Origin of the sequence: Prochlorococcus sp. MIT 1303 (assembly GCF_001631965.1) — a bacterium.
GTDB classification, from domain to species: Bacteria; Cyanobacteriota; Cyanobacteriia; order PCC-6307; family Cyanobiaceae; genus Prochlorococcus; species Prochlorococcus marinus_D.
This window is the reverse complement of sequence record NZ_LVHK01000044.1, coordinates 596,263-609,405: the sequence shown is the minus strand read 5'-3', so window position 1 is coordinate 609,405 and position 13,143 is coordinate 596,263. Positions and strand designations below refer to the sequence as shown.

The window sequence follows — 13,143 nt, the reverse complement described above, 5'->3', positions numbered from 1 at the left end:
AGCCATCAAAGTGTGAATGAATTACATAGCAAAGGCGCCAATTCACAACCAAACATGACTGGAGAGCAATGGATTCCCTTTTACTTTCTCCAACAAAATTGATCAATTGAATAGCAATGATGACAAGTCAAAACAAAGCCGCAATACCCTGCGGCGCCTATAGAATATTGCCCTATCATCAATCAATACAAACTTTACATTAATGGGCAATCAGATCTTTCCAACTCCAAATCCAGCAGGCGCTATATATACTGTAGGAGATGGCGATTATAACGAGGAAATCTATCAAAATCTTGGCACGCTGGTGAGTAACGGTCTGCTGACGGTGCAATCGCCCGAAAAAGGGCAAAAGAGTGAGCTGAACAATATCGAAGGTGGCACGATAAAGAACAGCGGCACGCTGACAATCGGCTACAACGGCTTGCTGAATAACGACAAAAGCAGCGCGCTGTACAACAGCGGCGCAATAAATATCATGGCACTACTTGATGGTTGGCCACAGGATAGTTGGTACGCTGAAATGAGTAATTCGGGCACGATTTATAACGACGGCATAGTGTATAACATGGGTAATTTGACGAACTACGGAATGCTGATAAACAATAATGTGTTGCAAAACAACTCCCAAAGTTTTCCTTTTTGGAACGAGGGCACGCTGGAAAACAAGGGCGGCACAATAAACAACCAAGGCATGCTCATTTCCACTGAGGGTGGCAAGATATATCTCTATGACAGCAGTACGCTGAACAACATCGACTCCGGGCTGCTAATAATGAACTCCAGGCTCGATATCGACGCGAGTAGTACGTTGAATAACCTCAGTTTCCTGAAGATCAGCGGTGACGAAGTGGTAAGCACGCTAGACAACAATGGCGGTACGATAAACAACAAGTGTGGTGAGACGCCGCCAGGCGTAGATGATATTTTTTGGGGTCTCAGAGTGTCTGCCGGCAAGCTGAATATCAATAACGGTGGCAAGTTGTACAACTACGGCAGCAGTACGATACAGATCGGTATTGAAGGCTCCGATCGTCAGTCTGAGTTGAGCGTCTACGATGATGGCAAGTTGTGCAACTATGACAGCAGCACGCTGAATAACACAGGCAATTTAAATATCAACAACAGCAGTCTTGATAACTACGACAGCAGCACGCTGAACAACAGCGGCACGCTGAACATGGTCAACAACAGCACTCTGGATAACTACGACAGCAGCACGCTGAACAACAGCGGCACGCTGAACATCAACAATAATTCTGCGGTCGTCAACAACACTTTCAGCACGATCAACAACGACGGGATTATTAATAATGCCAACAATGATTTAGGCGAAAGTGGCTTTAGTAATAATGGAACATATCAAGGCTCCGGCAAAATTCTAGGCAGTTGGCAAGACTATGGAACTGTCAAACCTGGAAATTCCTCAGCCGCAGCTAGAATGTTGGTTGATGGCAACTATTACAAGAAAGGTGGCTCTACAGAAATAGAACTAGGAGGTACACTCGGTGGATGGTGGAAATTTGCAGAATTCGATCGGATTGAGATTACTGGCGATCTAGAACTTGCCGGGGATTTACGTGTCTTAGCGATCAATTATTTCCAGCTTTCTGCTGGTGATTCATTTGTAATTACTAGAGTTGATGGAGATCTCGATGGTCAATATGATGGTCTCAATGAGGGAGATTCAGTCGGGAGTTTTGAAAGTGATAACAGCGGCATCCTTGAGCTCTTCATTACCTACAAAGGTGGTGATGGCAATGATATTGCGCTCTACACCCAATCATTATCTGGTGTTCTTCCTGAGAGCTTGCGTGAGCCAAGAATCATTGGTTCTGATGCTGATGATTCCTTAACTGGAACCTCTGCAGATGAAGTGATCTTTGGTGGTAGTGGTGATGATGTTTTGCTAGGAGGCGGTGGAGATGATCAAGTTACTGGAGGAAATGGCGATGATCGGCTATATGGTGGTTTCGGTGATGACATTCTCAAAGGTGATCGAGGCGCTGATACCTACAGGCTGAGTCGTGGTAATGATGTGATCATCGCCTTTTCATTCGCTGAAAACGATCGCATCTCTGTTGCTAATGGAGTGGACCTTTCCTTTAAGCAAGTTGGTGATGATCTATTGATCACAGCAGATGGCATTCACACCACCTTGAAGGATGTTGATAAGGGTGAGTTTCTCGCTGCTGATGTGATTGACTTTATCTAGTCAACCAACCAAATCCTTAAGTTCAGAACGAACAAATTCAAAATAAGCTTGGAATTTGTTCGCCAATCAACACCCTAAACTCAATCAATCAATCAATCAGCAGCAACCCAGCTGCCATGTAATCCGTATGGAATGATTATAGGCATCTCAAGCACTGCCTGCTCGCTTAAATCGTTTGCATTCAAAATCAACAACTGACTGGCACGACGCTCTCCATTCCATACAAAAACCAACAGCCAACCATCATCCTCAGCTTCACTGCCAGGGCGTGGCACCATCAATGGCTCACTGACAAATCCACGCGGCGCTGCACTCCATAAGCATTGATCACCATTGCTCAAATCCAGTTTCTTGATCGCCTGTAGGGGGGCATAGCCGGTTTCACGCTCTGCCACAGCCATCCATGCATAACGAGCCGACAACCCTTCTCGGCGTGGATTGACCATCGCAAATTCACAACAACGCTCACTAAAGCGCTTGGTTTCAATTCCTTTCCCCAAAAGATTGATGCGGCACTGCTCTAATCGACCCTCAGGGAAAAAGTCAAAGTCCATCGAGAGGAAGTCCTCGCCGGGATCAATCGAGGGGTAATCGTTGTAGTAAATGCTCTCCAACACCAACTCATCCCCCTCCTCCCAAGCATTGAGATGGTGAAAAACAAAACCATCGGGAGCATCAAAGATGCGCGGCGGCTGCCCAGCAAAAGTGCCGCAATCACGAGGAATCAACCAAAACTTTGCCTGGCCTCCAGGCTTAGACGTTAAACATTGCGCCGCACCCTTCTGACCCAGCACAAACGGCAACGGATTGAAGTTGATCGCATTCTGCAAAAAGAGCGTCCAGTTGGGAGTAATCGCGAAGTCATGCAGAAAAGCAAAACCCTTAAAACTGTCTGTGCGATCACTGATGAGGCGTCCCGCATCTGGCCCCTGAGTGGCAAACTCCATCAGTCGGATCTTGCTAGTCGGCCCTGTATTCACACCAAAGGTGACCATGCGAGGTTCGCCATGGTGGCCAGGATCGAAGCGGGGATGAGCGCTAAAAGCCTCTCCAGGCTTCAGCACCCCATTGAGACTCGAAAGCCCATGAGTTTCCAGGCTGACAGGGTCAAGCGCGTGCGGACCAGCCGCCTCCCAAAGAGCCAGTAACTGATCACCAAGTTGAACCACTTGGGTATTGGCAATGTTCTTGAAACGCACGTCAAAAGCATTCGCCTTCGCCCCACCACGCTTCTGCGTGCCAAACACCCCCCGATAGAGGAAGCGACCGGCCTTTTCCTCTTCCTGCCAGTATTTCGTTCGCACAAAGCGATTACTCAGCGTGGCCTTGCTATCGCTGAATCGCACAGCAGTGATCATGCCGTCGCCATCAAAGGGGTGATGCACCCATTGCCCATCGCGTTCAAACCTGCCTGGACCGTTGCGATAGTGGCTGCCTTGCAGCTCAGCTGGAATCTGTCCCCTCAAGGGGCGTAAAGAGACAGCATTGAGCTCTTGCTCAACATTGCAATAACCACTTGCCCAGTCGTCCCGATCAAACCCGCCGGGCCTATCTATTGAGGTCGCGGACACTGTTGAAGGGCTATCGCTCACTGTGCTCACTGCAAGGCTGATCAAGATTGACCAATCCTTACGCAAAAGGGCTTACAGCCGCGAGCGAGGAAATCCCCACCCCCAAAGCATTCAGCTCTTCTGCCCGCCAGCCTGCTCCAGCACACCCTTGCTGCTAGGTACTGCACCGGCCCTTCGCGGGTCGATTTCAATTGCCATGCGCAGAGCTCTGGCAAAAGCCTTGAAAGAGGCTTCAACGATGTGGTGGGAATTGGTGCCTGCCAACTGGCGAATATGCAGGGTGAGGCCGCTGTTGTTCACAACTGCCACGAAGAACTCCTTCACCAACTCGCTGTCGTAGCTACCAATGCGCTGAGAGGGAATTTGCAAGCCATAACTGAAATGAGGCCTACCGGAGCAATCCAGAACGACCTGAACCAACGCCTCATCGAGTGGTGCCACAAAATGACCGAAGCGGTGGATACCACGTCGATCTCCAAGCGCCTGAGATAGGGCCTGACCAACAGCTATACCCACATCCTCATTGGTGTGATGGTCATCGATGTGGGTGTCACCAGTCGCGGTGATCTCTAAATCCAGCAGGCCATGGCTGGAAAGCTGGTGAAGCATGTGATCGAGGAAGGCGACCCCCGTAGAAACGTTGCACTGACCACAGCCATCAAGCCCAACACGAACAAGCACGTCGGTTTCAGCGGTGACGCGATGAACATCCCCCTGTCTTAGCGACGTCATGATGCCCATCCAAATGAAGTCATGCTGCCAGTCCAATCACATTCCGTTAATGCAGTAACCAGCATCCACATAAAGCGTCTGACCGGAGATACCACTGGAAAGATCGCTCAACAAGAACGCGGCTGTATTGCCAACTTCGATCTGGGTCACAGTGCGACGCAAGGGAGCCTTTTCTTCAACGTTATGAATCATCTCGAGGATGCCGCCGATCGCAGAACTAGCCAAGGTGCGAATTGGGCCAGCACTGATCGCGTTCACACGCACCTGCTTATCAGGGCCAAGTTCTGCAGAGAGATAACGCACTGAAGCCTCCAGAGCAGCCTTGGCAACACCCATGACGTTGTAATTCGGAATGGCACGATCTGCACCGAGATAGGTCAACGTCACAACCCCTGCACCATCACTAAACAAAGGCTTGGCGTGATGACAAAGCGGGGCCAGCGAGTAGGCACTGATCTCCAAGGCGCGTGCGAATCCCTCGGCCGAGGTGGCGCTGTAATCACCCACCAATTCCTCCTTGCCTGCAAAGGCAAGACAATGGACCAAACCATCCAACTGGCCCCACTGCTGGGCAATCACAGCAAACACCTCCTCGATCTGATTGCTGTCCTGCACATTCAAAGGCAAAAACAAACTGGGTTCTAGAGGAGCAGTGAGATCGCGCACCTTGCCTTCCGAACGGCCCCTTTCATCCGCCAAATAGGTGATTCCCAGCTCAGCGCCGGCGGCTTTCAACTGTTGAGCGATGCCCCAGGCAATGGAACGGTTGTTGGCGATACCTGTGACGAGGATCTTCTTACCGCTTAGATCGAGAAGCATCAGAGCGAACGAACTAGGGAACATTGGCAGCGATTCTCTCCCATGCCACGCCGAGTTTCACTGGATGCCCCGAATAAGGTCGCCAAGAGTTCTATTCGATCAGCTTCCGGACGAGTTGCCGTTTAACAACTCCTCCTGAAGCTTCCTCTCTTCTTCTGGATCCCTGAGCAGGTCTTCTTCCTCCAACGCAGGCAATCTCAAAGGCTTCACCTGATCAGCAGCGCGGGGCGGCTCCTGCCAGCGCCATCTCGCCCTAGGCGCCCGATCAACACAAAGAGCCTTCAGCTCACGCTTCAAGGCACGGCGCACATCCCCGCGGGCCACTACCACGAAAAATTCCTTACGAGACGCAAGCCCTGAGCTGAATGGGGCATTGCCATTGCCATTGAAAAGCCTTGCAGGGTCTGGCAACCAACGGGGCGTACAGATCGCTGGATCACTGGTGTCCGTTTCGAGAAAGAGATGCACGCCATAGCCATCAGGCTCACTCACCACCGCCAGGCCGTCATGAGCTTGATGCCGCTGCAAGGGATAAATAGCCCAGCTGGGTTTGGAAGACGACGTCATACAGCCGTTAAGCACTACGGCCAAAGCCACTAACAGGAAGGTCTTACCTTTTGCATTGACTTGCTTCAAGGCATTGATGCCGCCATGCAAAGTCATCCTGAACCAGCATTGAAGGGCTGCTTTCCCAACATGGCCCTCACTCCCTCGACGATGCTGCCTCTCGGGACCCCCTTACCCTCGTTTGCATTGAAGGTGGTACCCGGCACCAATCTTGAGATCGATGGCGGGCTTGGCGCCCTGAACACAATCAACACAAGCACCCTCCCAACCAAGCCCCTCCTGCTGATGGCGCTTTGCGCCCACTGCCCTTTCGTGAAACACATTGAAAAAGAACTGACCCATCTTGATCAGGACTACGGAGATTCCGTGCAGCTACTGGCTATCGCCAGCAATAGCCTGATCACTCATCCCCAAGACGGTCCTGAGCAGCTCGCCGCTCAGGCCAAGCAGCAAGGCTGGCGGTTCCCATATCTACTGGATACTGACCAAAGCCTCGCCAAGGCCCTACAAGCCGCCTGCACACCAGACTTCTTCCTCTTTGCCCCCTCTACACAAGGACTGCAGCGACTCTGCTACCGCGGCCAACTGGATAACAGCCGCCCTGGGAACGATGCACCTGTGACTGGATCGGACCTACGTGCTGCCTTAGATGCCGTTTTGAACGGGCAAGATGTCTCTCCCAACCAGCAGGCCTCAATCGGCTGCAACATCAAGTGGCACCCAGGACAAGAGCCCCCCTGGTTCGGCTGATCTGCCACTTCAAAAGCGGCTAAACCGTCTTCGGCTCGGCTTAAGGTGCTTCTCATGCAGGTGCCCCCTTTTAGCCTTACTCAACAGCTAGCCGAACTGGGGCCTGACCTTGATGAGGCGGTCTTGCGCGTGCTGCGCAGTGGCCAATACATCGGCGGCGCCGAAATTGAATCTTTTGAACAAGCCTTTGCCAACTCCCTTGGCGTGCCTTATGTCGTTGGTTGCAACAGCGGCACCGATGCTTTGGTCCTAGCCCTGAGGGCACTGGATATCGGAGCAGGAGATGAGGTGATCAGCTGTTCTTTCAGCTTTTTTGCCACTGCCGAGGCAATCAGTTCGGTCGGCGCCACACCTGTCTTCGTGGACGTCGAAGCGGACACCTATCTCATCAACCTGGAACAAATCGAAGCAGCAATAACCCCAGCCACCCGAGCTCTTTTACCAGTTCATCTTTTCGGCCGCCCCGTCAACATGGAGCAGCTGATGGCCATCGCCAACAAACATGGGCTGAAAGTAATCGAAGATTGTGCCCAAGCCAGTGGTGCAGCGTGGAACGGACAATCTGTAGGCAGTTGGGGCGATGTGGGCTGCTTCAGCTTCTTTCCCACCAAAAACCTTGGCGGCGCTGGCGATGGTGGAGCCGTCAGCACACATGACGCAAAGCTTGCTCAGCGAATGCGAGAACTCGCTGTTCACGGAATGCCGCGTCGATATTTGCATACCGAACTCGGCTACAACAGCCGACTGGATGCCCTGCAAGCCGCCGTTCTCAACGTGAAACTACCAAGGCTTTCTTGCTGGGTTGAGAAGCGACAAGCCATCGCGACCCGTTATCAAAAGTTGCTCACAAACCTTCCTTGCCTCGAGCTTCCAGATCCAACAAAAGCAAGCCATCTGCAACATGCATGGAACCAATTCGTGGTGCGGGTAACGAGCTGCCCAATCAACCAAAGCAACTCTGAAAACCTTGGCAAACCGTCAAAAAACAATGGCAGCAATAGCCTGCCGGATAGCAGTTGCCGTGATTGGCTCAAACAAAGTCTTCTAGAACATGGCATTAACACCATCATTTACTACCCAATCCCTATCCATCTCCAACCGGCATATGAAGGGCTTCGCCAAGGCCCGGGCAGCCTGCCGGTCACTGAACAGCTTTGCAGTCAAGTTCTGAGCTTGCCGATCTTCCCAGAATTGAGCGAAGACCAGCAGCAACAGGTTGTCTCTATGTTGCACAAGCTGCTGAGTCCAGCAGCCACAACGCAAGTGCGTGTGGTTGCTTAGAAAGCCTTATTTAATACCTGCTATGACTTGTTATTAGGCAAAACCTCCACACATAAATACTGCTTAGCAGTAATACCAGAACAAGCAGTGGGATGTTGATCTTTATAGACCCAACAACTGACGCGCCCGATACCAAGCGGTAATGCTCTTGCCATCCAGAGCTTCATCACCACTAGCTAAGCAAGCATCGAATTCAGCTGGTGTCATATGCAGCACCTCAAGATCCTCATCTTCATCACCAGCAGGAGATTCGCTCAGGGCTTTAAGGTCGCGGGCCAGAAAAAGGTGTATGACTTCATCGGAGTAGCCAGGGCAAGGCAGCATCTGCCCCAAAGAATCCCAGCGAGCTGCGCTGTAGCCAGCCTCCTCTGCCAGTTCACGCTCCATCGAAGCCTGGGGATCTTCCCCATCCTCAAGCGTGCCAGCAGGAAATTCCAAGATGCGGCGGGCTACCGCAAAGCGGTACTGACGAAGCACCACAACCCTGCCATCGGCAGTGATTGGCACCGCTAAGGAAGCACCAGGATGGCGAATCAGACCAAAGAGACCCTGTACCCCAATCGGCAGCTCAAAACGGTTGATCTCAAAACGAATCTTTCTTGCTTCCAATGCTGCTGTGGTTTCCAACAGCAAAGACGGCTCAGGGGGCGGAAGAGGCACCATGTTGACCACAAACAAAGAACTCCCAGCATGGTGGCTGATGACCAGTCAAGGACTTGAATTGCGTCACCCCTATTCAAGCCAGTCCAAATCAGGGGGAATACGGCGCGGCACTTGACCCACTCCCGTTAGGGCCGCTGCAAGTGGCACCACGACAAAACTTCGTTCAATCAGACGGGGGTGAGGAAGGATTAGGGCCTCGTGCTGAACCTGTAGTGCGCCCCAGGCAAGCAAATCAAGATCCAGTGAGCGCGATTCCCAGCGCATCAACTCTGCCTGGCGATCTCGTCCGAAGCGCTTCTCCAGGGCCAGAAGCCTGGCTAACAAGGACAGCGCAGCGGCTTCACAAGGCTGCAACAAAGCAAGCCGCGGCCCATCCACCACAACTACCGCATTGATGTAGACAGGCTGCTCAGGTGGACCGCCAACGGGGTCGGTCTCAAATAATGGCGACCAACGGCAACGCAAACCTGCAGGATTCACCCTTTCGCCTGATGCCTCTCCAAGCGATGTTGAGAGCCACTCATGGATGGTCTGCTGTAACTCAGGCCGCACTGCCCTCAAGGTGGCACGAGGAGGTCCAAAAGCACTAGCCAAATTGGCTCCTAATGCCACAGCCAACGTGCTTGGAGCAGAATAAGCAGTAGAAACTCCGAGTTGATCAGCGAGACTGGCGCACACGTCATCGAGCCGGGGGGACTCCATGGTTGCAAGCGGATCGGCCGCAACTGCCAACACAAGGTCCAGAGATCGAGCAGGCCAGGACATGGCCACTCGTGCTTTTCCTCTTGCCGCAATCACAGGCCATGGAACGCTCAAGCTTTCACTGCTCCTAGCAGCGGTTGATCCAGAACTGGGTGGGGTGGTGATCGCCGGCGGCCGCGGCACTGGCAAATCGGTCTTGGCACGGGGACTGCATGCACTGCTACCGCCAATCGATGTCCTCGATCTGGAAGCCCTTAGCAAAGATCAGCAGACTTCACAAATTCATCGCCCCATTGGCCTCAACCTGGATCCACAGCTCCCTGAGGAATGGGACGAAGCGAGCCAACGCCTGCTAACACAACAGGGCGCCACCGATGAGGAGAACTCAAAGGAGTCACTGCCGAGCCGTGTGATCCCAGCACCCTTTGTGCAAGTTCCAATTGGCATCACTGAAGACAGACTTGTTGGCGCTGTAGACGTCACGGCCTCCCTAACCAGCGGAACCCCAGTCTTCCAACCTGGACTACTAGCAGAAGCCCATCGGGGAGTGCTCTATCTCGACGAGCTCAATCTGTTGGATGACGGCATCGTCAACCTCATGCTGGCGGCAGTGGGAGCCGGCGAAAACCGAGTAGAGCGAGAAGGCCTCAGCCTCAGCCATCCCTGCCGGCCACTACTGATTGCTACTTACAACCCTGAAGAAGGGGCAATGCGCGACCACCTATTGGACCGTTTCGCCATCGCTCTCTCCGCCGACCAGCTGATCAGCAACGAGCAACGTGTTGAGATCACCGAGGCAGTACTGGCCCATGGCCAATGCAGTGTCAGCTTCGCTGCAAAGTGGGCCCAGGAGACCGAAGCACTAGCAACCCAGTTGCTACTGGCTCGTCAATGGCTGCCGGATGTACAAATCAGCCACGCACAGATCGAATATCTGGTCAATGAAGCCATTCGTGGAGGCGTGGAAGGTCATCGCTCTGAGCTTTATGCAGTACGCGTGGCAAGGGCCCACGCGGCTCTCAGCGGCCGAGACCAGGTTGAAGCAGACGACCTCCAAGTCGCCGTGCGGCTGGTGATTGCACCGCGTGCATTGCAGTTGCCGCCTCAAGAAGAGCAAATGGAGCCCCCCCCGCCAGAGCAACAGCAAGCACCGCCACCACCAGATCAATCGCAAGAAGACACTTCTGAAGAAGATGAGGATGAAGATGATGACGAAGACACCCCTGAAGAGCAGACATCACCACCGGTTCCAGAAGAGTTCATGCTGGATCCAGAAGCAATTGCAATCGATCCAGACCTTTTGCTGTTTTCTGCAGCCAAGTCAAAAAGTGGAAACAGTGGCAACCGTTCGGCAGTACTAAGTGACAGCCGTGGCCGCTACGTCAGGCCCATCATCCCTCGTGGCCCTGTTCGACGTATCGCCGTCGACGCGACATTAAGAGCTGCAGCCCCATATCAAAAAGCTCGGCGATCTAGACAGCCGGATCGCACCGTGATTGTCGAAGAAGGAGATCTGAGAGCCAAGTTGCTGCAACGCAAGGCTGGTTCACTCGTCATTTTCCTTGTTGATGCAAGCGGTTCGATGGCTCTAAATCGCATGCAGGGCGCCAAGGGAGCTGTCATTCGCTTACTCACCGAGGCCTATGAGAACCGAGATGAGGTTTCACTCATCCCATTCCGAGGAGAACAAGCGGAGGTTTTACTACCTCCAACCAAATCGATTACTGCAGCAAAAAGAAGGCTAGAAGTGATGCCCTGCGGCGGAGGCTCTCCTCTCGCCCATGGTCTTACCCAGGCTGCTCGTGTGGGTGCTAACGCATTGTCTAAAGGAGATCTCGCCCAAGTTGTCGTTGTTGCCATCACGGATGGACGCGGCAATGTGCCTTTAGGGACCTCACTGGGTCAGCCACAACTTGAAGGAGAAGAGCCACCTGATCTAAAGCAGGAATTACTTGATGTAGCGAGCCGCTACCGCAGCCTTGGAATCAAATTGCTAGTCATCGACACCGAGCGTAAGTTCATCGGCAGTGGCATGGGCAAGGACCTAGCAGAAGCCGCCGCCGGCAAATACGTCCAACTACCAAAGGCAACTGATCAAGCAATTGCCGCCATCGCAATGGAGGCAATTGACCAAGTCAAATAATACTTAAGCCTATAAACTTATCACGCATATAGGCTCTAAAGAGCATCATACATCAAGGTCTATCACCACCAGTTTGAGCCGGGTAAAGCTCATTAAAAAACTCACCAAAACCAATCGTAACGCTACGCACAGCATTCATGAATTGCGGATCATTCGTAAGCTTTTCCACATCTCCACCAACTGCATCAAATTTTGCCGTAAGAGAGCGGGCGTAACTCACAGTCTGCTTGAGATCATTAACTGTTTTGGGATTGTCGAATGCTTCAACCACATTGTTGATATGTCCGGTTGCAAGATTGAGATTGCTGATTATCGGTTCAGCGCGAGCCAGCTCATCCTTGAGCTGACGCATTAATTTGGAGACATCTTCGGCCGTGCTCTCGATCTGCTTGGTGGAGTCAACCAAATACGTGACTAACTTCTGCTTCTCTGCCTCTTGCAGGAGGCGATCAAGCGTTTCTGTCACTGAAGAGATGTTCACCGGAGGCTCACCAACAATCGTTGCCCCGTTACACAACACCTTGCTGCCAGAACAATCCATTGATCTAGGCAGAGGAGCATTAGCAGACAACGGCTTGCCAAGACTCACCAACGCCACCTGAGAATCACCCCCAAGCAATGAACTAGAGGCCACCTTGGCGACAACCGGCTTGGAAAGGCGCAGATCACCCTTATTGATTTCAAGGGTGGCCTGCACAGCTTGAGAAGTCACATCGATTTTGACGACAGTGCCCACCAAGATGCCGCGATAAGTCACGGGAGAACGTTCAGCAAGACCAGTTGCATCTGGGAAGTTCACCTTGATGCTCCAAACCTTGGCGCCAAGACGCACTCCCCTTAACCAGAGCAAGGTTCCGGCAAAGGCAACCACTGCTCCAACGATGGAGAATCCAACAATCGCATCACGAACGCTGCGTCGCATAGACATCAATGCTCTTCAGGTTGCATTGGCCCGCGAAGACTACCGGTACGGAACTGTTCAACATAAGGATTATCCGTCTTACCGAAGTCTTCTATAGAGCCAGCCCAGTGAAACTTGCCTCCATAAAGCATCACCACCCTTTCTGCAGAACGTTCAATCGTGCTGCGTACATGGCTCACAACTACCGAACAACCTCTGGCCACGGTGGTGGTCTTAACAATTAAATCTTCAATTCGTGTGCACGCCACAGGATCAAGTCCCGCAGTTGGCTCGTCATAAAGCAATAACGGCATCGCTCCGCTCTCCCGATCAGGATCATCAATCAGGGCCCTAGCAAAACTTACTCGTTTCTGCATGCCACCACTGAGCTGGCCTGGGAGTTGATCAGCCACATCGTAAAGCCCTACAGCTTCTAGACAAGCTATGGCTCGCTCACGAATTTCCTTCTGCTTAATGCGCCCCCCCCGCATCAACAAAAACCCCACGTTCTCCTCAACCGTGAGGGAGGCCAGCAACGCTGGGTTTTGAAATACAAGGCGCACATCAGGGGGTTGCTCCTGATCAAGACGCAAATAAGCCTGCTGCTCACCAAAGAGGCGAAGCTCTCCGCTCGTAGGCAACTCCAAACCTGCCAGCAACCGCAACACCGTTGACTTACCAGCACCAGAGGGCCCCACGACCGCCAAGCGTTCCCCAGGCTGCATTGCCAAGTTGACCTGATCAAGCACTGGCCATTGTCCCCACTGCATGGTGAGATCACACATCTCGACCACGGGGGTGG

12 protein-coding genes are annotated in these 13,143 nt (G+C 52.6%); 4 read left to right on the top strand and 8 right to left on the bottom strand.

What is annotated here, in order from left to right; translation table 11 throughout:
* The first annotated feature begins 202 nt into the window (after positions 1 to 202).
* Entirely contained in the window at positions 203 to 2,212 is a 2,010-nt protein-coding gene (locus PMIT1303_RS14150) for a hypothetical protein (protein ID WP_063398868.1), read from the top strand.
* Between the two features lie 92 nt (positions 2,213 to 2,304).
* Here PMIT1303_RS14150 and PMIT1303_RS12005 read toward each other — a convergent pair whose 3' ends face one another.
* The 4 genes from PMIT1303_RS12005 to PMIT1303_RS11990 form a co-directional block, all read right to left on the bottom strand.
* Positions 2,305 to 3,804 carry a carotenoid oxygenase family protein gene (locus PMIT1303_RS12005; protein ID WP_231901500.1) on the bottom strand — a complete coding sequence of 500 codons (1,500 nt, stop codon included), beginning with the start codon at positions 3,802 to 3,804 and terminating at the stop codon, positions 2,305 to 2,307.
* A 90-nt stretch (positions 3,805 to 3,894) separates the two neighbouring features.
* Positions 3,895 to 4,524 carry an imidazoleglycerol-phosphate dehydratase HisB gene (hisB, locus tag PMIT1303_RS12000; protein ID WP_063398996.1) on the bottom strand — a complete coding sequence of 210 codons (630 nt, stop codon included), beginning with the start codon at positions 4,522 to 4,524 and terminating at the stop codon, positions 3,895 to 3,897.
* A gap of 27 nt (positions 4,525 to 4,551) precedes the next feature.
* Positions 4,552 to 5,334, bottom strand: a complete 783-nt coding sequence (gene fabI / locus PMIT1303_RS11995) for an enoyl-ACP reductase FabI (protein WP_011131247.1) — start codon at positions 5,332 to 5,334, stop codon at positions 4,552 to 4,554.
* Positions 5,335 to 5,433: 99 nt separating this feature from the next.
* The gene (locus PMIT1303_RS11990; RefSeq protein WP_011827091.1) at positions 5,434 to 5,997 is read right to left on the bottom strand and encodes a hypothetical protein; all 564 of its coding nucleotides are present in this window, start codon (positions 5,995 to 5,997) and stop codon (positions 5,434 to 5,436) included.
* A gap of 33 nt (positions 5,998 to 6,030) precedes the next feature.
* Between PMIT1303_RS11990 and PMIT1303_RS11985 the strand changes: the two genes are divergently transcribed.
* Both PMIT1303_RS11985 and PMIT1303_RS11980 read left to right on the top strand, forming a co-directional pair.
* Positions 6,031 to 6,651: a thioredoxin family protein gene (locus PMIT1303_RS11985; protein WP_231901499.1), complete on the top strand. Its 621-nt coding sequence runs from the start codon at positions 6,031 to 6,033 to the stop codon at positions 6,649 to 6,651.
* 54 nt (positions 6,652 to 6,705) lie between these two features.
* Positions 6,706 to 7,932, top strand: coding sequence for a DegT/DnrJ/EryC1/StrS aminotransferase family protein (locus PMIT1303_RS11980; protein ID WP_063398995.1), 1,227 nt, complete (start codon positions 6,706 to 6,708; stop codon positions 7,930 to 7,932).
* A 102-nt stretch (positions 7,933 to 8,034) separates the two neighbouring features.
* On the opposite strand, the gene PMIT1303_RS11975 is transcribed toward PMIT1303_RS11980, so the two are convergent.
* Together PMIT1303_RS11975 and folK are read right to left on the bottom strand one after the other, a co-directional pair.
* Positions 8,035 to 8,595, bottom strand: coding sequence for an NUDIX hydrolase (locus tag PMIT1303_RS11975; protein ID WP_041375232.1), 561 nt, complete (start codon positions 8,593 to 8,595; stop codon positions 8,035 to 8,037).
* 69 nt (positions 8,596 to 8,664) lie between these two features.
* Positions 8,665 to 9,360: a 2-amino-4-hydroxy-6-hydroxymethyldihydropteridine diphosphokinase gene (gene folK, locus PMIT1303_RS11970; RefSeq protein ID WP_369818727.1), complete on the bottom strand. Its 696-nt coding sequence runs from the start codon at positions 9,358 to 9,360 to the stop codon at positions 8,665 to 8,667.
* Between folK and PMIT1303_RS11965 the strand changes: the two genes are divergently transcribed.
* A complete protein-coding gene (locus PMIT1303_RS11965) occupies positions 9,296 to 11,440 on the top strand; it encodes a putative cobaltochelatase (protein ID WP_011827097.1) in 2,145 nt (714 codons plus the stop codon). The genes folK and PMIT1303_RS11965 overlap by 65 nt on opposite strands.
* A gap of 52 nt (positions 11,441 to 11,492) precedes the next feature.
* Here PMIT1303_RS11965 and PMIT1303_RS11960 read toward each other — a convergent pair whose 3' ends face one another.
* The gene (locus PMIT1303_RS11960) at positions 11,493 to 12,368 is read right to left on the bottom strand and encodes an MlaD family protein (RefSeq protein WP_063398865.1); all 876 of its coding nucleotides are present in this window, start codon (positions 12,366 to 12,368) and stop codon (positions 11,493 to 11,495) included.
* Positions 12,368 to 13,111 (bottom strand): ABC transporter ATP-binding protein, encoded by a 744-nt coding sequence (locus PMIT1303_RS11955; protein ID WP_063396993.1) that lies wholly within the window; start codon positions 13,109 to 13,111, stop codon positions 12,368 to 12,370. Before PMIT1303_RS11955 ends, PMIT1303_RS11960 begins: the two co-directional genes overlap by 1 nt.
* Positions 13,112 to 13,143 lie beyond the last annotated feature (32 nt).